The 19,031-nt window shown below is 72.7% G+C and carries 13 protein-coding genes, 1 tRNA gene, 1 pseudogene and 1 riboswitch; of the genes and pseudogenes, 9 read left to right on the plus strand and 6 right to left on the minus strand.

Going from position 1 to position 19,031, the window contains the following annotated elements; all coding sequences use genetic code 11:
* The first annotated feature begins 13 nt into the window (after positions 1-13).
* A complete protein-coding gene (locus tag ACQEVG_RS00910; protein ID WP_432975465.1) occupies positions 14-424 on the plus strand; it encodes a YciI family protein in 411 nt (136 codons plus the stop codon).
* A complete protein-coding gene (locus ACQEVG_RS00915) occupies positions 421-1,653 on the plus strand; it encodes an RNA polymerase sigma factor (protein WP_432975468.1) in 1,233 nt (410 codons plus the stop codon). Before ACQEVG_RS00910 ends, ACQEVG_RS00915 begins: the two co-directional genes overlap by 4 nt.
* 15 nt (positions 1,654-1,668) lie before the next feature.
* Here ACQEVG_RS00915 and ACQEVG_RS00920 read toward each other — a convergent pair whose 3' ends face one another.
* Positions 1,669-1,998: a TfoX/Sxy family protein gene (locus ACQEVG_RS00920; protein ID WP_432975471.1), complete on the minus strand. Its 330-nt coding sequence runs from the start codon at positions 1,996-1,998 to the stop codon at positions 1,669-1,671.
* A gap of 81 nt (positions 1,999-2,079) precedes the next feature.
* Between ACQEVG_RS00920 and ACQEVG_RS00925 the strand changes: the two genes are divergently transcribed.
* The 5 genes and pseudogenes from ACQEVG_RS00925 to ACQEVG_RS00945 form a co-directional block, all read left to right on the plus strand.
* Positions 2,080-2,310, plus strand: a complete 231-nt coding sequence (locus tag ACQEVG_RS00925; RefSeq protein WP_432975474.1) for a hypothetical protein — start codon at positions 2,080-2,082, stop codon at positions 2,308-2,310.
* A gap of 35 nt (positions 2,311-2,345) precedes the next feature.
* A tRNA-Met gene (locus ACQEVG_RS00930) sits at positions 2,346-2,419 on the plus strand.
* Positions 2,420-2,589: 170 nt separating this feature from the next.
* On the plus strand, positions 2,590-3,735 hold the full coding sequence (locus tag ACQEVG_RS00935) for a PP2C family protein-serine/threonine phosphatase (RefSeq protein WP_432975477.1): 1,146 nt from the start codon (positions 2,590-2,592) through the stop codon (positions 3,733-3,735).
* Between the two features lie 244 nt (positions 3,736-3,979).
* Positions 3,980-4,136, plus strand: a riboswitch (cyclic di-AMP (ydaO/yuaA leader).
* An 11-nt stretch (positions 4,137-4,147) separates the two neighbouring features.
* The gene (locus tag ACQEVG_RS00940) at positions 4,148-5,200 is read left to right on the plus strand and encodes a M23 family metallopeptidase (RefSeq protein ID WP_432975480.1); all 1,053 of its coding nucleotides are present in this window, start codon (positions 4,148-4,150) and stop codon (positions 5,198-5,200) included.
* 138 nt (positions 5,201-5,338) lie between these two features.
* Positions 5,339-5,545, plus strand: a pseudogene (locus ACQEVG_RS00945) (aldo/keto reductase); the annotation flags it as partial.
* Positions 5,546-5,636: 91 nt separating this feature from the next.
* On the opposite strand, the gene ACQEVG_RS00950 reads toward ACQEVG_RS00945, so the two are convergent.
* From ACQEVG_RS00950 to ACQEVG_RS00965, 4 genes are all read right to left on the minus strand, one after another.
* Positions 5,637-6,974: a PrsW family intramembrane metalloprotease gene (locus ACQEVG_RS00950; RefSeq protein WP_432975483.1), complete on the minus strand. Its 1,338-nt coding sequence runs from the start codon at positions 6,972-6,974 to the stop codon at positions 5,637-5,639.
* Between the two features lie 70 nt (positions 6,975-7,044).
* Complete coding sequence (gene trmB / locus ACQEVG_RS00955; RefSeq protein ID WP_432975486.1) at positions 7,045-7,833, minus strand: tRNA (guanosine(46)-N7)-methyltransferase TrmB; 789 nt, start codon at positions 7,831-7,833, stop codon at positions 7,045-7,047.
* Positions 7,834-7,956: 123 nt separating this feature from the next.
* On the minus strand, positions 7,957-9,192 hold the full coding sequence (gene lhgO / locus ACQEVG_RS00960) for an L-2-hydroxyglutarate oxidase (RefSeq protein WP_432975489.1): 1,236 nt from the start codon (positions 9,190-9,192) through the stop codon (positions 7,957-7,959).
* 88 nt (positions 9,193-9,280) lie between these two features.
* On the minus strand, positions 9,281-10,705 hold the full coding sequence (locus tag ACQEVG_RS00965) for an MFS transporter (protein WP_432975492.1): 1,425 nt from the start codon (positions 10,703-10,705) through the stop codon (positions 9,281-9,283).
* Between the two features lie 738 nt (positions 10,706-11,443).
* On the opposite strand from ACQEVG_RS00965, the gene ACQEVG_RS00970 reads away from it, so the two are divergent.
* Both ACQEVG_RS00970 and ACQEVG_RS00975 read left to right on the plus strand, forming a co-directional pair.
* Complete coding sequence (locus tag ACQEVG_RS00970; protein ID WP_432975495.1) at positions 11,444-13,567, plus strand: asparagine synthase-related protein; 2,124 nt, start codon at positions 11,444-11,446, stop codon at positions 13,565-13,567.
* Positions 13,568-13,748: 181 nt separating this feature from the next.
* Positions 13,749-16,922, plus strand: a complete 3,174-nt coding sequence (locus ACQEVG_RS00975; protein WP_432975498.1) for an ATP-binding protein — start codon at positions 13,749-13,751, stop codon at positions 16,920-16,922.
* A 55-nt stretch (positions 16,923-16,977) separates the two neighbouring features.
* Here the strand turns inward: ACQEVG_RS00975 and ACQEVG_RS00980 are convergent, their stop codons facing one another.
* Positions 16,978-18,969, minus strand: a complete 1,992-nt coding sequence (locus ACQEVG_RS00980; protein WP_432975501.1) for a sigma-70 family RNA polymerase sigma factor — start codon at positions 18,967-18,969, stop codon at positions 16,978-16,980.
* Positions 18,970-19,031: the final 62 nt, after the last annotated feature.

Genomic DNA, 19,031 nt, shown 5'->3' on the forward strand with positions numbered 1-19,031 from the left:
AGGGAGCGACGTCATGAAGTATCTGGTGATGGTCCAGGGCTCGCAGGCCGACTACGAGGCGATGCGCGGCAAGGCGTCCACCCACAGCCCGGCCTGGAGCGAGAAGCAAGTGCAGGCGATGTTCGCCTTCATGGGCGAGGTCAACAACGATCTGTCCGAGTCCGGTGAGATGGTCGACGGGAACGGCCTGGTCGAGCCCGCGCAGACCCGCTTCGTCAGCACGGGCGAGGACGGGCGGCCCGTGATCACCGATGGTCCGTACAGCGAGACCAAGGAGCTGCTCGCGGGGTACTGGGTGCTCGACTGCGAGAGCCTGGAGCGGGTCACCGAGATCGCCGCGCGCATCGCGACGTGCCCGGCGCCCGAGGGGGCTCCCCCCTACCCGGTGGTCATCCGGCCGATCGACAGTGGAGGCGGTGTGTGAGACGCACGGACGACGTCGAGGACCTGCTGCGCCGGCACGCGCCGCAGGTCCTCGGCGCGCTGGTGCGCCGGTACGGGCACTTCGACCTCGCCGAGGACTCCGTACAGGAGGCGCTGCTCGCCGCCGCCGAGCAGTGGCCGGGGAAAGGGGTCCCGGAGAATCCGCGCGGCTGGCTGATCAAGGTCGCGTCCCGGCGGCTGACGGACCTGCTGCGCAGCGAGGAGGCCCGGCGCAGGCGGGAGGAGACGGCCGCGACGCTCACACCGCGGGACGCCTTCACCGCGCCGCCGCCGGGGGAGAGCCGCGCGCCGTCCGAGGACGACACGCTCACGCTGCTCTTTCTCTGCTGCCACCCCGAGCTGAGCCCGCCCGCGCAGATCGCGCTGACGCTGCGGGCCGTCGGCGGTCTGACGACCGCCGAGATCGCCCGTGCGCATCTGGTGCCGGAGGCGACCATGGCGCAGCGGGTCAGCCGGGCGAAGCAGAAGGTCAAAGGCGTGCCCTTCCGGCAGCCGCGGCCCGAGGACCGTGATCAGCGGCTCGCCGCCGTGCTGCAGGTTCTGTACGTGATCTTCAACGAGGGCTATACGGCAACCTCCGGCACTGCCCTGCACCGCTCCGACCTGGCCCGCGAGGCCATCCGGCTGACCCGTGCCATACGCCGTCTGCTGCCCCGCGAAGGCGCGGTCACCGGGCTGCTCGCGCTCATGCTGCTCACCGACGCCCGCAGCGAGGCGCGCACCGGACCGCACGGCGAACTGATCCCGCTCGACGAGCAGGACCGCACCCGCTGGGACCAGGAAGCGATCCGCGAGGGCGCGGCCCTGGTCGAGGAGGCCCTGTCGCAGGGGCCGGCCGGTGCGTACCAGCTGCAGGCCGCGATCGCCGCGCTGCACGACGAGGCGAAGCACGCCGAGGACACCGACTGGCCGCAGATCCTTGCCCTGTACAACATCCTCGTACGCCAGGCCCCCGAGCCGATGGCCGAGCTCGGGCGGGCCGTGGCGGTCGCGATGGTGCGCGGGCCCGAGGCCGGGCTGGCCGAAGTCGCCAAGCTGGAGGGGCAGTTGGCGGGGCACCATCGGCTCGATGCCGTACGCGCGCATTTGCTGGAGAAGGCGGGGGATACGGAAGGGGCGCGCGCCGCCTATCAGTTGGCGGCCCAGCGCACCCTGAGCGTGCCGGAGATCCGGTACCTCCAGATGCGCGCCGCGCGGCTGCTTCCCTGAGGGGGCTGCCAGGGGCTACTTCGGCGGCAGGCTCCCCGCGTACGCATGGCCCTCGTCGATCCACGTACACAGCGCGCCGTCGTCCGCGATCCCGGCCGCGCCGACCGTCACCCAGCCGCGCATCGGCCGGCTGCTGAAGTCGAAGAGCCGTGCGCCGGTCCTGGCCAGGGCGGCATCCGTCGCCTCCGGCCCGACGCGGACGATCAGCTCGTCCCCGATGACACCGAAGGCCATGTTCCCGCGGTACAGAAACGCCAGGCCGCCGAACATGTGCTTCTCGGCGATGCCGGGATGCGGCCCGATGTGGTCGCGGACGCGCTGAGCGAGTCTCTCGTCGTATGCCATGGCTGCCTCCCGTCCCAGTGTCGATCCACTGCGGCGGTCCCGCGACCAGAGGTCACGCAAGGGCGTGGAGGGCGCCTGAACTTGAGTTGCACTCGCCTTGCCTCCGCCGCCGCGTTCACCGTTGCCGCCGCCGTCGGTGCCACCCTTGTTCCGCTGACGGCCCATGCGGCACCGGTGGGCTCCGGCACACCGCTCATCATCGAGCTCGGCGCCCCCGCGCCGGCCGGCGACGACGCCGGGCACCGGGATCAGACGCCGGACACCGAGTGGAACAGCTGCTGCGTGGCTGTTCCACTCGGACAATGGAGTTGATCTTGCTCCCAATGGCGTAAGGTTGTGTTCACCGACGCGGGGTGGAGCAGCTCGGTAGCTCGCTGGGCTCATAACCCAGAGGTCGCAGGTTCAAATCCTGTCCCCGCTACTGAAAACAGTGGCCCGGCACTCGACGAGAGTGCCGGGCCACTGTCGTGTCCGCCCGCCGGTGTTTCGCCCGGTTGGCCGACGGTGAGTCGCCGCGCGGCGCGGCTCCGGCCAGCCTGGGAAGGGCGCGGTACCTTCCGCAGCCTGGGCGGACTGGGCAGGAGATCACTCGTGGGGTACCGAGGACAGCACGGCGGCATCAGCGCTCGCAGCTTTGTCCGTGCGCTGCCTACGCTGTTGATCATCGGTGGTGTCATCTTCGATCTCTCCACCCCGTCCGAGTTCACCGCGTCCCCCCTCTTCGCGGCCGCCCCGCTGATCGCGGCCCCCTTCTTCTCCTGGCTCACCACCCTGCTCACGGGTGTCGCGGCCGTCGCCGCGGTGGTCGGTCTGCACATGTACAACGACACCCTGGACAGTGTCTCGGCCAACACCGAGCTGTTCACCGTGGTCACCGTCGCCGGGCTCGCGCTCATCATCAACCGGGTCGTACGGCTCAGCGGCGAGCGCCTCGCCTCCGCCCGCGTCATCGCCGAGACCGCGCAGCGCGCCGTGCTGCCCACGCCCGCCGAACGGATCGGCGGGCTGCAGGTCGCCGCTCGGTACGAGGCGGCGCAGGCGGACGCCTTCATCGGCGGTGATCTCTTCGCCGTGCAGGACACTCCGTACGGGGTACGCCTGGTGGTCGGCGACGTACGGGGCAAGGGGATGGAGGCGGTCGAGGCGGTGGCCGTGGTGATCGGCGCGTTCCGGGAGGCGGCCGAGCAGGAGGCCACGCTCGAAGGGGTCGCCAAGCGCCTGGAGCGTGCCCTCGCGCGCGAGGGCACACGGCGGGACAGCCTGGAGATCTTCGAGGAGTTCACCACGGCAGTGATCGCCGAGATCCCGCGCCGCGACGAGATGGTGCGTGTGGTGAACCGGGGCCATCCGGAACCGCTGGTGCTGTACGCCGACGGGGAGGTGCACGCGCTTGTGCCGACCGAGGCCGCGCTGCCGCTGGGCATGGGCGAGCTGAGCGGATGGCCGGACAGCGCGGACTCGTTTCCGCTGCCCGCCGGGGCGACGCTGCTCCTCTACACGGACGGCCTTTCCGAGGCGCGCAACGCGGACGGCGTCTTCTACGACCCGGCCGTGCAGCTCGACGGCCGGCTCTTTCCCGGGCCCGAGGAGCTGCTGGACGCGCTCGTCGACGATGTACGACGGCATACCGGTGGCGGCTTGACGGACGACCTGGCTCTGCTGGCGGTCAGCCGTCCCGCGAAGGGGCAGCCGGGCCGCCGCAGGACCGTGCCTGTGGTCCGAGCGAAGACTCAGTGAGGGCGGCCGCCGGACCTGCACTGTGCGTAGTCGAAGTGCACCTCTCCGCACAACAGATGAATCACCGTCAGGTGAGGGTGTGAGGGAAGAGGTGATCAAGTCGCCCGTATCCGGCCGCTTGTGTCCCGTTAAGTCCGTGACGAACTCGTTAACGATCACCCGGAACAGCTTGGAATACGGCCCTGGCGTCTATTAACGTTCGATAACGCAGCGCGGTCGTCCCAGCCGTCGCAAGAGACGGCACCGTGCGCACGCGCCGAATCCCGCAAGGGAACCGGGGAACCACCAATTGGGGTGAATCGGGCATCTTTTGCCGCTCTTTTCCGCGGCCGAAGCGCTCGTAGGAGACCTTCCTGCTCCGAACCCGTCAGCTAACCCGGTAGGCGAGAAGGAAGGAAAGGAGTACGCCTCAGTGGCGTCCAACACCCCTGCCCCAGAAGCACCCTTCAGGCCCGACTTCTTCAGCGGCGAAGAGGGGGCGGAGCGGGCGTGGGAGGAATGGAACCCCACCGAGGACTCCGTTCGTCCGGTGCGCGGACGGCACCGTGTCGTCAAGCAGCGCGGCGGTCTCGCCCGCAGCTCCACGGTGCTCGGCGTCGGCGTGATCGCCGCGGTCGGCGCGGGCGGCATGGCCACCGCGCAGGGCAAGCCGCCGGTCTCCATATCGCTCCCCGACTCGATCGCGGACAACCTGCCCGACGCCAAGTCCCTTCCTGGCGTGAGCTCCTTCCTGTCCGACGACTCCTCGGACGACGACGCCGGCAACACCTCCCCGCTCACGGCGGTGGCGCTCGCCTCGGACACGGGCTCCAAGACCGCTGCCGATGGCGCGGCAGGCGCGGGTGAGGCGCTGCGCGCCCGCATCCTCCAGCAGGCCGAGCAGCAGCAGGCGGAGGCGGACGCCGAGGCGAAGTCGGCCGCGGAGAAGCTCGCGGCCGAGAAGGCCGCGGCGGAGGCGAGGAAGCAGCAGACCGCGGCGGAGGCCAAGGCCGAGGCGGAGAAGCTCGCGGCCGAGAAGGCCGCGGCGGCCAAGGCGGAGGCCGCGCGCCTTGCCAAGCTCGCCGCGAGCTATTCGCTGCCCACCTCCTCGTACACGATCACCTCCACCTTCGGCGAAGCCGGCTCCATGTGGTCCTCGGGCTACCACACCGGCCTGGACTTCGCCGCGCCGACGGGCACGCCGCTCAAGGCGGTCCACAGCGGCACCGTCAAGTCGGCGGGCTGGTCCGGCTCTTACGGCTACCGCACGGTGCTGGAGCTCGATGACGGCACGGAGATCTGGTACGCCCACCAGTCCTCGATCTCGGTCAGCGCCGGCCAGAAGGTGGTGACGGGCGAGACGATCGGCCGCGTGGGTGCGACCGGCAATGTGACCGGCCCGCATCTGCACCTGGAGGTCCACACGGCGGGCGGGACGGGCATCGACCCGATGACCTGGCTGCGCGACAAGGGCCTCACCGTCTGACGTTCCGCACGGCTCTGCGCCCCTCGCGTCCTTCGGCGCGTGGGGCGCTGTCGCGCGCCGCGCTCCCCCGTACGCGGCGGCGGCCCTGCGGGAGGTGCGGTGTGGAATAGGTCGCACCGTACGGCCGTTGATCAACCCATGACTTCTCTCCGTACGCTTGGGCCGTCCGATCTCGCCGTCTTCCCGCTCGCCCTCGGCGGCAACGTCTTCGGCTGGACCGCCGACCAGGCACAGTCCTTCGCCGTGCTCGACGCGTACGCCGCTGCCGGAGGCAACTTCGTCGACACCGCCGACGCCTACTCGGCATGGGCGCCGGGCAACGAGGGCGGCGAGTCCGAGACCGTCAGCTGGAGCTGACGGCCGAGGAGGTGGCCGAGCTGACGGCGGCGTCGGCGTAGCCCCGCTCGGCGGCTGCTGTCAGCCGGCCGGACAGGGCCTAGCCATTGCGGTACGGGTTGTAGCCGCCGTAGTCGCGGTACGGCGGCGGCGTGAGCACCCGGCCCGTCGCCTGCGCCGCGTATGTCAGCGCGGGACCCGCGACGTGCTTGCGCTGCCAGAGGTGGTGCAGCAGCTCCTGCTCGCGCTCCACGAAGTCCGGGCCCGCCGCGCCGCGGTGGGCCCGGTGGCGCAGAAAGGCCAGAGTCGTCGCGAACCGCTCGTACTCCGCAACGGCGTGCGCGGCGGCCGGTCCGTGCGTCCGCCGGGCGACGTCGCGCGCCATCGACCGGGCCCGCATCGAGGACAGGGCGCGCGGTTCGGCCGTCATCAGCCAGCCGGCGGCGGCGTACGCGGGCAGCTCCGTCGATATGGTGCGCAGCTCGCGCTGCCTCGTCCAGATCGTCAGCCAGGTCAGCAGCCCGAAGGCGGGGACCATGAACGCGCCGTACACGGCGTAGAAGCCGAAGGGGCCGAAGAGCGACGACGAGCCGTTCCACAGGGCGTGCATGCACATCGCGAGGGCGAGGCCGAGCAGCGGCAGCGCGATCCGGCGTATCTTCTGGCGTTGCGCGGCCAGCGCGGCGGCGCCGAACCCGATGCCGGTCAGCACGGTGAAGAGCGGATGCGCGAACGGCGACATGACGACGCGTACGAAGAAGGTCGCCGCGGTCACCGAAGCGAGGCCGGATGTGCCTATCTCCTGGTCCTCGCCGAAGGCGTTGCCCAGGTAGAGGATGTTCTCGGTGAAGGCGAAGCCGGTCGCGGTGAAGCCGGCCACCACCACGCCGTCGACGATCCCGGTGAAGTCACGTCTGCGGAAGATGAAGAGGAGCAGGATCGCGGCGGCCTTCGCGCTCTCCTCGACGATCGGGGCTATGACCGTCGCGCCGATGGTGTCCGCGCTCGCCGGGTCGGCGGTGGCCGTCGCTATCCAGCGGGTCGCGAAGGAGTTCGCGATGATGGCGACGAGGGCGGCGGCGAACGCGCCCCAGGAGAACGCGAAGAGGAGGTTCTTCCAGGGGCCCGGTTCGACCCGGTCCAGCCAGCGGAAGGCCGCGGTGAGGAGCGGGACGGGCAGCGTCGCGAGGCCGAGACCGACCACAAAGCCATGGGTGCCGGTCTGTTCGCGTACGAGCGCGAGGATGAAGAGGGCCGAGAGGGCGAGAAGGGTGATCAGCACCCCTGCCCGGACGGTCTTGCTGTGCCAGAGCCAGGAGGCCCGGCGCGGCTTGTAGCGCCAGCGGGCACGCTCCGGCACGGCGCTGAACAGCGGCTGCTGCTCGAACGCCGGGACCGCCGGATGCGGTGGATGCTGATGCGGGGACGACTCGGACACCCAACGACCCTAACGAGGGGCACTGACACCTGGCGACGTGCCCGTGGCTCTTCCGGGGCGCTACCGAGGGTTACGCGGGAGCCGGCGGGCGGCGGAACAGCAGGTCGTGCACCCTGTGGCCCTTGTCCAGGCCCTGTCCCTCGAATCGGGTCAGTGGCCGGAAAGCGGGGCGCGGGGCGTAGCCGCCGTCCTCCTGGGTGTTCTCGAAGTCCGGGTGCGTGGAGAGCACTTCGAGCATCCGTTCGGCGTACTCCTCCCAGTCGGTCGCGCAGTGCAGGATCGCGCCGGGCTTCATGCACGTCGCGGCGAGAGTGAGGAACTCGGGCTGGATCAGCCGCCGTTTGTGGTGCCGCTTCTTGGGCCAGGGGTCGGGGAAGAAGACCCGCAGTCCGTCGAGCGAGGCGGGCGCGAGCATCTCCCGCAGGAGGATGATCGCGTCGCCGTTGGCGACCCGGATGTTGGACAGTCCGTTCCGCTCTGCGAGACCGAGGAGGTTGCCCTGGCCGGGGGTGTGCACGTCGACGGCGAGAATCCCGGTGCCCGGGTCGTCGGCGGCCATCTGCGCGGTGGCCTCGCCCATCCCGAACCCGATCTCCAGGACGACCGGTAGACGGCCGAACATCTCGTTCAGGTCGAGGACGCGCTGCCCGTCGATGTCGAGACCCCAGAGGGGCCACAGCCGCTGGAGGGCATCGCCCTGCCCGGCGGTCACCCGGCTGCGCCGCGGCTGGAAGCTGCGGATGCGCCGCTCATGGTGCGACCCGGCGGGATCGGCGACGGGCCCCCCGGGGAAGCGCGGCTCGCTCTTGGCGCGGATGGGGGGCGGGCTGTCGGGGGTGAGGTTACGGAGCTCGGTCACAGTGCGTTAATTCTAACGGGGCGGAATCCGTGGCCCGGGTCACGCTGTGCCCCGGTGGCGTGGGGCGCGGATTCAGGGCGCCCTCCCCACCCGGAGGACCCGCGGGCGCGGCCCGCGTTTCCCCTACCTGCCGCCCGCACGGGCCAGCCGGCCGTCCGTCAGGGCCGTCAGGGCCCTGCGCGCCACTTCCCTGCCGATCGGCAGGGACGCCGTCGCCGCCGGGGAGGGCGCGTTCAGCACATGGACCGTCCGAGGGGCCTCGCGGATCATGAAGTCGTCCACCAGCGTTCCGTCCCGCAGCACCGCCTGCGCCCGCACCCCCGCCGCGACCGGTCGCAGATCCTCCTCCGTCACGGCCGGCAGCAGCCTCCGTACGGCCGTCGCGAAAGCCCGCTTCGACAGGGAGCGGCGCAGCTCCCCCGCTCCGTACCGCCAGTGCCTGCGTGCTATCCGCCAGGAGCCCGGCCAGCTCAGCGTCTCGGCCAGCTCCCGCGGCCGCACCACCGACCAGCTGTAGCCCTCGCGGGCCAGCGCCGGGACCGCGTTCGGCCCGACATGGACGCTGCCCTCGACGCCGCGGGTCAGATGCACGCCCAGGAAGGGGAAGGCCGGGTCCGGCACCGGGTAGACGAGACTCCGTACGAGATCGGGCCGCGCCAGTTCGTAGTACTCACCCCGGAAGGGCACGATCCGCATCCCCGGGTCGTCGCCCGCCAGCCTCGCGACCTGGTCGCAGTGCAGCCCCGCGCAGTTGACCAGCACCTTTGCCCGGAACACCGTCCCAGACGCGGTGCGCACCGCGACGCCCCAGGCGCGGCGGTCGATCGCGGCCACCTCCTCGCCGCAGCGGACGTCCGCGCCGGACGCGGCCGCCAGCTGTGCCGCCACCGCCCCGAAGTCGCACACCCCGGTCGTCCCGACCCGGATCGCCGCGAGACCCCGCACCTGCGGCTCGTACTCCATGATCTGCGCCGGTCCCAGCTCGCGCACCGGAATGCCGTTCTCCCGGCCGCGCTGGACCAGGGCGTGCAGTCGCGGCAGCTCGTCCCGGCCGGTGGCGACGATCAGCTTCCCGGTGACCTGGTGGTCGATGCCGTACTCGGCGCAGAACTTCACCATCTCGGCCGCGCCCCGCACCGCGAACCGCGCCTTCAGCGAGCCCGGCCGGTAGTAGATCCCGCTGTGGATCACTCCGCTGTTCCGCCCGGTCTGGTGCCGCGCCGGTCCCGCCTCCTTCTCCAGGACGATCACCCGGGTGCCGGGAGCCGCGCGGGTGAGGGCATACGCCGTCGACAGGCCGACGATCCCGCCGCCGATCACCAGCACGTCACAGTCGAAGTCCTGCCCGGACGCCGTCACCGCGTCACCTCCCACCCCGATAGTGCACTGGCCCACTGACAGTGCGCTTAAACCAGGTACATCAGGGGGGTCCGTGCCCCGGCACCGGCTACGCCGGGGCCACCAGCAGCGGCCGGGCCCGCTCCCGCAGCTCGACGACCCGCGGCTCGTCGCCGTACGGCTCCAGGCGATGCAGCAGATCCCGTACGTACTCCGTGGTACGCGCCGACGAGATCCGGCCCGCGACCTCCACCGCGCGCGTGCCCGCCGCGCACGCGGCGTCCAGGTTCCCCGACTCCAGTTCCGCGACGGCCGACACCACCAGACGCAGCCCGTGCGAGCGCACGAACTCCTCCGTGGGCCGGGACAGCGCCTGCTCGGTGAAGCGGCGCACCTGGCGCGGCGCCTTCAGATCGCGGTAGCACTCGGCGGCGTCGGCCGCGAATCTGTCGTACGAGTAGAAGCCCAGCCAGGACGGGTCGGCATCGCCCTCACGTGAGCGCTCCAGCCAGCCCTCCGCCGACTTCAGCGCGGTCCCCGCCGCCGGCGCGTCGCTCGCCTTCGCGTGCGCCCGCGCCTCGACCAGCCGGAAGAAGCTCATCGTGCGGGCGGTGGCGAGGCCCCGATTGCGTTCGAGAGCGGCCTGGGCCAGGTCGACGCCCTCGTCGGCGAAGCCGCGGTAGGTCGCCTGCAGCGACATCGAGGCCAGCACATAGCCGCCCAACGGGACGTCCGCGGCGGCCCGGGCCAGCCGCAGCGCCTGGATGTAGTAGCGCTGCGCCGCCTCCTGCTGCCCGGTGTCGAAGGCCATCCACCCGGCCAGTCTGGTCAGTTCGGCGGTGGCACCGAACAGCGCCCGGCCCACTTCGTCCGAATACGACCCGAGGAGCAGTGGAGCCGCGTCCACCCGCAGGCACTCGGGCACCATCGACGAACGCCAGTCCCCGCCGCCGTACTTGGAGTCCCAGCGACGTGCGTCCTCGGCAGCCTCTCTCAGCTTCGCCACATCGGTGTGACCCACGCGGGCGGGTGTGTCCTCCGCCGTGGCGGTGTCGAGGGATCGCTCGACCGAGGAGTCGGCGGGGGTTATCAGCCAGCGGGACGCGGGCGTCGCGTAAGCGCTCACTGCGAAAGAACCGGCCAGCGACTGCCAGATGCCCCCGCTGCCGGCCCGTCTCCCGGCAAGATCCAGGCGGTAGAGCTCGGTGGCCGATTTCACCGCCTCGCCCACGTCGCGCGGGAAGGCGAGCCCGACTTCAGGGGCCGGGTCGGCGTCCGCCAGACCGATCTCGTGCAGCGGCACCGGACGGCCCAGTTTGGCGCCGATCGCGGCGGCGATGAGATGGGGCGCGGCGCCTTGGGGCACCATGCCCTTCGACACCCACCGCGCCACCGACGTCTTGTCGTAGCGAAGGGTCAGACCGCGCTGCGCGCCTAGGTCGTTGACCCGCCGGGCGAGGCCGGCGTTGCTGATTCCCGCGAGGGCGAGAACGGTGCCGAGCTTTTCGTTCGGCCCGCGTTGCTCCCTGGACATGCGCCACCCCTCGACACGCAGACGGCCGCCGCGTCGCTGGCTGGGCGCACGGCATTCGTGCTGTGTTCCCCCCGGTGAACGGCTTCCGGGTCCCGGCTGCAAAGGCGTCCGGCCGAGCCCTTCGGAATATACGCCCCCCGTGGAGAACATCAGTAAACACAGCGTAGTTCGCCGCATCCCGACCGTTAAGAGGCGGTCTTCCGGATGGCGAGATTGTTGTGCGTTGGAACAGACGGACGACGGACGGGGTGTCGACGCCGTGGCCCCTGGCGTGCTCCCTGCATGTGGCCGTGCGCCCGTCCGTGCGCTCTGGCCTCGCAGGTTGGGGAGCGCTTCCATGAGTCCTGCGTGGGTCGGCCCACTGCGTACTGGAACCAGTGGGCTGGGGGACACCGCCGCCTCAATCCCCGCGGGCGGCGGACCGGTCCGGGAGGCGAACAGCGCCTCCCGGACTGTGGTTGTGCCCGGCGGAGGACGGTCGGAGGGCCCGTAGAATGGCCGAATGTCGACGGTCCCCGGTGTCCCTTTTGGGTACGTGTAAGCATCGGCGGTCCCGCTCGTCGGCTACCGGACCGTCGTCAAATCGCCAACGCGAGGGGCGCGTTCACTTTTTGCGCGCGCTACCCGGAGACCCTCCTGTGCGCTGCCTTCGTGGCAGCATGTTCCCGAGCGGCTATGGCCGGCCCGGGAATCCGGGCGGCCTGGGCCCCGGTTCGTCCACAGCCTGTGGAGGCGGCGATGCGGTGGTTGGTGGGGTGGAGCAGTATCGCCGCAAACTTCGGTACGGCCGGGGCCGTGGGCACCTCCGGCGAGGGCCGCACCGTTCACCCCGTCGGCTCCCAACTCCTGTGGGGCGACCCGGATCCGCTCTGGGCCGTCGGCGACTGGCGTCCCGACGAGGTGCGCGTCGTCACCGTCGACTCTCCCGCTCGCTCCGCCGGGGCGACGCCCGTCACCAGGCTCGCCGTCCTGGGCTGCTGCGGGGCCAGTGACGAAGAGCTGCGGGTGGGTCTTTTCGCGGCCCGCGGCGGGGCGCTGCGGCATCTGACCGCATGGGCAGGCAGCTATACGGCCGTGGTGCAGGTCGGCCGCCGGATCACGATCGTCGGTGATCTGGCCGGGGCGAGACCCGTCTTCCACACGCCGTGGGCGAACGGCACCGCGTACGCCACCGCGGCACTGCCGCTCGCCGATCTCATCGAAGCACAGCTGGACATCGGGCACTTGGCGGCGCTGCTCGCCTGCCCGGAGACGCCGGAGGCGCTGCACGACTCGACTCCGTACGCCGGTGTGAAGCGCGTCCCGGCGGGACACGCGCTGATCCTGCGCGAGGGCTCGCGCGAGATCGCCGGGTACGAGCCCGTGGCATCGCTCGCCGTCGCCGGGCCGCAGATCGAGGCGGAGCGCGCGGTGGACGGGGTGCGGGAGGCGCTGGTCGATGCGGTACGAGCCAGGCTCACCGCTCCCCGGCACGCGCCCGAGACACTGCCGCCGGACCCCGGGCCGGTCCCCGGGATGGGGCCCGCCGAACGGCGCGCGGCCCGCGGCGCCCCGGCTCCTGGCATCGGCGCCGACCTCTCCGGCGGCAGCGCTTCGGGCACGCTGGCGCTGCTGGCCGCGGGGCTGCCGGGGGTGCCGGGCACGGTGCTCGGCCATGGCACGGGCGCGGGGGAGCGGCTGCTCGCGGTCACCTTCAACGACCTGACGACCCGCGGGCACGAGGCCGAGATGGAACGGGCGCGGACGATCGCGGCGAATCCACGGCTGCACCATGTGGTGGTCGCGGCGGGGGAGGAAGGGCTGCCGTACGCGGCCCTTGACGCCGGGCCGCTGACGGACGAGCCGGCACCGTCCCTCGTCACGGCCGAACGCCACCGCAGCCGGCTGGCGGCGGGCAGCGCGGACCACTTCACCGGGGCGGGCGCGCGACAGGTCCTGGACGCGCATCCGGCGCGCCTCGCCGACCTGCTCCTCGACCGGCGGCGGCGCCATCTGCTGCGGCCGGCCGCGGCCCTGGCCCGGGCGGAGGGCCCTTCGCCGCAGTCGCTGTTCATCCCGGTAACGGTGTACCGGGCGGCGCGGCGGCTGGCCCGTACGCCGTATCGCACCGGCCTGGAGACGGCGGCGGACCGGCTGCTGGACGCGAACCGTCCGGCGGCCCGCCTGCTGGACGGCCCGTTGAGTGCGTCACTGGCCGCGCTGACGTGGTCCAGGCCGGGGCCTGCTGCGCGCTGGCTCACGGGCGAGGCACTCGCTGAAGTATCGGTTCGCCTGACGGAGGCGGCGATGCGGCCCACATCGGTGCAGCGCCCCGGTGAGGCCCGCGCGCGTGCGGCGCTGACCCGCCATGCGTCGGACCAGCGGATCCTGGAACAGGCCGCGGAGGTCCGCAGCCAGCGGCTGCACGCGCCCTTTCTGGACAACCAGGTCGTACGGGCCTGCCGCGACCTCCCCGAATCCTTGCGGGTCCGCCCGGGCGCCCGCGCGGAAATCCTCCGCACGGTCCTGGCGGGCGCGGGCATCCACGACCTCCCACCGGGCTGGGGCGCGACGACCCACGCCCCGTCGACGGCAGCGGCGCGGGCGGGCCTGCGGGCGTCCCTGCCGTCCCTGTTGGCCCTGTTCGACGCGCCCTTGCTGGCGGACGCGGGCCTGGTGGAGGCCCGCGTGGTCCGCAAGGCCCTCCGCGCAGCCTCGGAGGGCGAACCGGTCCCGCTGGACGGGCTGGCGGACCTGATCTCCACGGAACTGTGGCTGCGAAGGCTGCTCTCGCGCCGTGGTACGTGCTGGACGGGCACGGCGGCACCGCGCCAGCGGGCGGTGGCGGGAGGCGTGCCACCGAGGAAAACGCTTCAGGCGTAGCGCCTGGCGTGGGGGTCCGCGATACGGGTCGCGGGTGCCGTTGCCCGGGCGTCCGTGGGATGCGGGTTCCGGGTTCGCCCGCGGCAACCACGAAGCTGGGTGACTTCCACCAACGTCCCCTGGCCCGCGGCAATCACGAACCTGGTGACTTCCACCCCCGCCCCCCGTCCACAATGACCCCGTGCGCTATCTCATCCTCGGCGTCACCGCCGCCCGCGACGAGCACGGCGGCGAGCTCCCCCTCCGCGGCCCCCGCCTCCGCCGGCTGCTCGCCGCCCTCGCCCTGCGGGCCGGCCGCTTCGTGCCGGTCGGCGAGCTCGTCGAAGACGTATGGGGCGGCGACGAGCCCCACGACGCCCCCGCCGCACTCCAGGCACTCGTCGCCCGCCTCCGCCGCACCCTCGGCAAGGACGCCGTCGAAAGCGCCCCCGGCGCCTACCGCCTCGCCGCCGCCAAGGACGACGTCGACCTGTATGCCTTCGAGGCGCTCACCCGCCGGGCCGCCGCCCAGGACCCCGAGACCGCCGCAAGCACACTCCGTACCGCCCTCGCCCTCTGGCGCGGCCCCGCGCTCGCCGATCTGCCCGACGGGGAGTACGGCGCACGTCCCGAGGCCCTGCGGCTCGCCGCGGTCCAGCAGCGGATCGAGGCCGACCTCCGGCGCGACGCGACCAGCGCACTCGTACCGGAGCTGCGGGAGCTCACCGCCGCGCACCCGTACCACGAGCCGTTCCGTGCGCTGCTCATCCGAGCCCTGCGCGCCGATGGCCGCCAGGCCGACGCCCTTGTCGCGTACGAAGACGCCCGCCGCGCACTCGCGGACGGCCTCGGCGCCGACCCCGGGCCCGAACTGAACGCTCTGTACGCAGAGTTGCTCAAGGCTCCCACCGCCCCGACCACACCTCCTGCAAGGGAGCGCGGCAACCTCCGCCCCCGCCTCACCTCCTTCGTCGGCCGCGACAGCGAACTGACTGCCATCCGTGCCGACCTGACCCTCTCCCGTCTCGTCACTCTCACCGGCCCCGGCGGCTCCGGAAAGACCCGCCTCGCCGAGGAGGCCGCCCCCGCCGCCGCCGCCGAAGGCGCATGGCTCGTCGAGCTCGCTCCGCTCGACGACCCCGCCGCGCTCCCCGGTGCCGTACTCTCCGCCCTCGGTCTGCGCGAGACCACACTCATCGTCCGCGAGGGCCAGCCGCTGCCCGCCGCCTCCCCCGCAGACCGGTTGGTCGAGCACCTCGGACGGCGCGCACTGCTCCTCGTGCTCGACAACTGCGAGCACCTGATCGACGCGGCAGCCGAACTCGCCGAGCGGCTCCTCACCCGCTGCCCCCATCTGCGCATCCTGGCGACCAGCCGGGAGCCGCTGGGCGTCCCGGGCGAGTTGGTGCGCCCGGTGGATCCGCTGCCGGACCTCATGGCCCTGCAACTGCTCGCGGACCGCGGGGCCGCCGCCAGGCCCGGTTTCCGCATCGAGGACGACCCGGACGCCGCGGCCGAGATCTGCCGCCGCCTCGACGGGCTCCCGCTCGCCATCGAACTCGCCGCCGCCCGGCTGCGGATGTTCACTCCCCGCCAGATCGCCGACCGGCTCGACGACCGCTTCCGTCTGCTGACCAGCGGAAGCCGCACCGTACTGCCGCGCCAGCAGACCCTCAGGGCGGTCGTCGACTGGTCCTGGGACCTCCTGGAGGACACCGAACGCACCCTGCTGCGACAGCTCGCCGTCTTCGCCGGCGGCTGGGACTTCTCCGCCGCCGAGGCCGTCTGCGGCGACGCGGCGGAACACCTCGGCGCGCTCGTCGACAAGTCACTCGTCACCGCCACACCCACCGACGGCGGCGAGATGCGCTACCGGCTGCTGGAGACCATCCACGAGTACGCGACCGAGCGCGCCGCCGAGACCCCGGACATCCGGGACGCCGCGGCCCGCGCACACACCGCCTGCTTCGCCGCCCTCGTCGAGGAGGCCGACCCGCGCCTGCGCTCCGCCGAGCAGCTCCCCTGGATCGCCCGGCTCGAGGCCGACCTCGACAACATCCGCGCAGCCCTGCACCGCGCCGTCGTCGAGACCCGCGACGAAGAGTCCGCGCTGCGGCTGACCTTCGGGATGGGCTGGTTCTGGTGGCTGCGCAACTACCGCCCCGAGGGCCTGTCCTGGGTGGAGCGCACCGTGGCCCTCGGACCGGAGCCGTCGGGCGAGGAGGACCCCCGTTACTGGCCCCGGATGCATCTGCGCATGCTGGAGTTCTTCCTCGCCGCGGAGAGCCACGGGTCCGAGCGGCTGCGCACCGACGCGGAGACGATGGCGCTGCTGCGCCGGGTGCAGGAGGCCTTCAGCCGGCCGGGCCCCGAGTCCGCCCGCTTCCCTGGACTGATCTGGCCGTTGACGTCCTTCCTGACCGACGACATGGCGGGCATCCGGGTGCTGCTGGAGGCCGCAGTCGCCAACTGCCTCACATACGGCGGTGAGTGGGAGTACGGCGCCATGCTGATGTTCCGTACCCACCTGGTCGTCGACATGCCGGGCGGCATGCCCGGCGTCGACGAGGACCTGGTCCTGCTGCGGGCGCTGAGCCGCCGCGTCGGCGACCGCTGGATGCGCGCGCAGACGGCGAGTGCGGCGGCCGAGGCGGGGATGATGCGCGGCAGATACGACGAGGCAAGGGCCGCGTACCAGGAGGCACTGGCCCTCGCCCGCGAGGTCGGCGCGCACGCGGAGGCGCCGTTCCTCATCGCCCGCCTCGCCGAACTCGCCTTCCGGGCCGGCGACACGGCCGCCGCCGACAAGGGTCTCGACGAAGCGGAGGAGGAGGCGGAGCGCTACAAGGTCCACGACACCCGCTCCTACGTCCGCTTCCTGCGCGCCACCATCGCCCTGGACCGCGGCGCGTACACCGAGGCCCGGAGACTGCTCGAGGAGCCCCGCGGCCTCAGGGAGCACGACACCCCGCCGGTGCACTTCGAAGTGGCCGTCGAAGTGCTCGACGCCCGGCTCTCCGCGTACGAACCGGCAGGTCTCCCGGCCGCCGTGCGGGGTCTGGCGGCGGCCCTCCGCAAGGCGTGGGAGGCCAGGTGCGCGGAGTTCGTCGCGGCACACGTCGCCGACAGCGCCGCGGCCGTACTCCCCCTGACCGGTCGACTCCCGCTGTCCGTACGGTTCATGGCCGCGGCCGACGCCTGGCGCGGGGACATTCCCCGCTCCGTGCCCGAGGAGAAGGCGGTCGAGGCGATCCGGACGCGCGCCCGCGCGGAGCTGGGAAACGAGCGGTACGAGGCCGAGCGTGCGGCCGGCCGGGACCTCACCGTCCCCCGGGCCGTCGGCCTGCTGGAGACGGCGGCCGAGGCGACCGGGTAGGCCGGAGCAGGGCGGGTCGGTCGGGGCGGGCCGGTGGCTGGTGGCCGGGGTTCGGTCAGCCGCAGGTCAGCTGCGAGCGGGCCCAGTCCCCGAGCAACGCCGAGTCGAACGGCGTCTGCGGCTCCACGACCAGCCGGAGCGTCTTCCGGCCGGCGAGCGACACATGCACCGGCACGGCCGCGTCCCCGCCGCGCATGACCGGGGACCGCCACAGCCGACTGCCGTCCCCGTACACGGAGAAGCGCACCGCGCCCCGGACCGGCGTCAGGTCGTCGACGCCGACCAGCGCGTCATAGGCGGAGCAGCGGCGGTTGAGGTCGATGGTCACGGAGGACCTGGCGTGCATGCTCGCCCCGTGTCCGTACCGGTTGCCCGCGATCGACATGCCCGAGCGCTGCCAGAGCCAGCTGCTCCCGGCGAGCCGCACCTCGGGCCCGGTGTGGTCGCCGAACAAGCCGAACTCCAGTCGGCTGACCAGGTAGACGAGCGGGTCCGAAGAGCGCGGCGGCGGGGTGGGCCTCGGCTTTGCCGGCGGTTCGGGCGCGGGCGGGGCCGGCACCTCGGGCGGCGCGGAGGCGCCGGGCGGTTCGGGCGCGGACGGGGCCGGCACCTCGGGCGTGGGCGTCGGCCGGGCAGGCTGCGGCGCGGGCTTCGGGGCCGGGTCGGGAGGGAGCGGCTTCGGCGGTGGGGTCGGCTTCGGCGGGGCCGGGGCCGGGGTCTGGGGCGGGGCCGAGGTCGGGCGCTCCGGCTTCGGTGACGGCGTGGGCTCCTCCGGCGCGGCGGGCTGCGTGGCAGGGGGCTTCGCCTCCGTGGGCTCGGGCCCGGAGTCGCCCGAGAACGCCCACACAAGACCGGCGGCCGCGGCGACGGCCAGCCCCGCCGCGATCCCGGCCTTCGCCGGGGCGCCCAGTCCCTCCGAGGCCGCGGCCCCGCCGCCCGCTCCCTCGGGGGCACCCGACGCACCACCTGCCGCAGCGGCGGCCGCACCCGCGCCCGCGGCACCGCCGGCCACGAGCCCCGCGGCCTTGAGCGAGTACCCGGCGGCGAACCAGCCGATGACCGCGACCGGCAGCAGCGCCGGAATCCCGGCGTTGACATGCGCCAGCTCGCCCGCGGCCAGCCGGCACTTGGCGCATTCCTCCAGATGCTTGCGCAGCCCCCGCTCGGCGCGCATGCGCAGTCCCCCGCGGGCATACGCCCCCAGCCGGTCGGCATAGTGGGCGCAGTCGCCTCCGGAGGTGAGCGCCGAGCTCACATGGGCCTGCAAATAGGCCTGCTTGAGGGCCTCGCGGGCCCGGCTTGCCAGCACCGCCGTGGCGTTGGCGGTCAGCCCGAACAGCGGCGCGACCTCGCTCGGCGACTCCTCCTCGACCGTGGTGTGCCAGAGCACCGCCTGCCACCGCTCGGGCAGCGAGCGGAAGGCCTGCATGGCCAGCGACTGCTCCGCTTCGTGCATCGCGCGCACATCGGCACCCGGATCGAGGGCGTCGTCGCTCGCGACGTCCGAGCTGCGGGCGGCCTCCTCGGCGAACACCGCGAAGTCGTCGACCAGTTGCTCCCGCTTTGCGGTCCTCGTCCAGGCCGCGGCGACGCGCCGTACCGTCGTGAGCAGATACGCCCGCACCGCGTGCTTGGGACCCGAGCCCCCGCGCACCGCCTGCAGCGTCCGGGCGAACACCTCGGCCGTCAGGTCGTCGGCTGTGTGCGCATCCCGGCAGCAGGTGCGCGCATACCGGCGGACGGAGCCGGAGTGACGGCGGAAGAGCTCCTCGTATGCACTGTCGTCGCCGCTCCGCATGCGCTCGATCAACTCGGCGTCGGACGGCGGCAGCTCGCGCGGCGCCGGTAAGCCGTCAAGGCTCCCGCCCTCGCGCTGCGACGGCACGGCATGCTCGGTCCCACCAGCCGGGCCCGAGCCGCCCGACACCCCGGAGAACCCACTGGGCCCGCCCTGGCTCGGCACCTGCCGAGAGGGCAACCCAGCCGCCTCCGTACCGCTGGTACCGCTCGTACCGCCGAGTGAGTCGTCCTGACCGTCACCGCTCATCGCGGAAGCCCCCAAAAGCACCCTCAGACCCGAATACCGGGCAAGACTGCCACAGAGAACCG

The sequence above is a fragment of the Streptomyces sp. CA-135486 genome (assembly GCF_050936555.1).
In the GTDB taxonomy this organism is placed as follows: Bacteria; Actinomycetota; Actinomycetes; order Streptomycetales; family Streptomycetaceae; genus Streptomyces.

Excerpts from the sequence above, each read along its gene's own strand:
- ACQEVG_RS00980 (WP_432975501.1), bottom strand. The coding sequence starts at position 18,969 with ATGAGCGGTGACGGTCAGGACGACTCACTCGGCGGTACGAGCGGTACC.
- ACQEVG_RS00920 (WP_432975471.1), bottom strand. The coding sequence starts at position 1,998 with ATGGCATACGACGAGAGACTCGCTCAGCGCGTCCGCGACCACATCGGG.
- ACQEVG_RS00910 (WP_432975465.1), top strand. The coding sequence starts at position 14 with ATGAAGTATCTGGTGATGGTCCAGGGCTCGCAGGCCGACTACGAGGCG.
- ACQEVG_RS00970 (WP_432975495.1), top strand. The coding sequence starts at position 11,444 with ATGCGGTGGTTGGTGGGGTGGAGCAGTATCGCCGCAAACTTCGGTACG.
- ACQEVG_RS00965 (WP_432975492.1), bottom strand. The coding sequence starts at position 10,705 with ATGTCCAGGGAGCAACGCGGGCCGAACGAAAAGCTCGGCACCGTTCTC.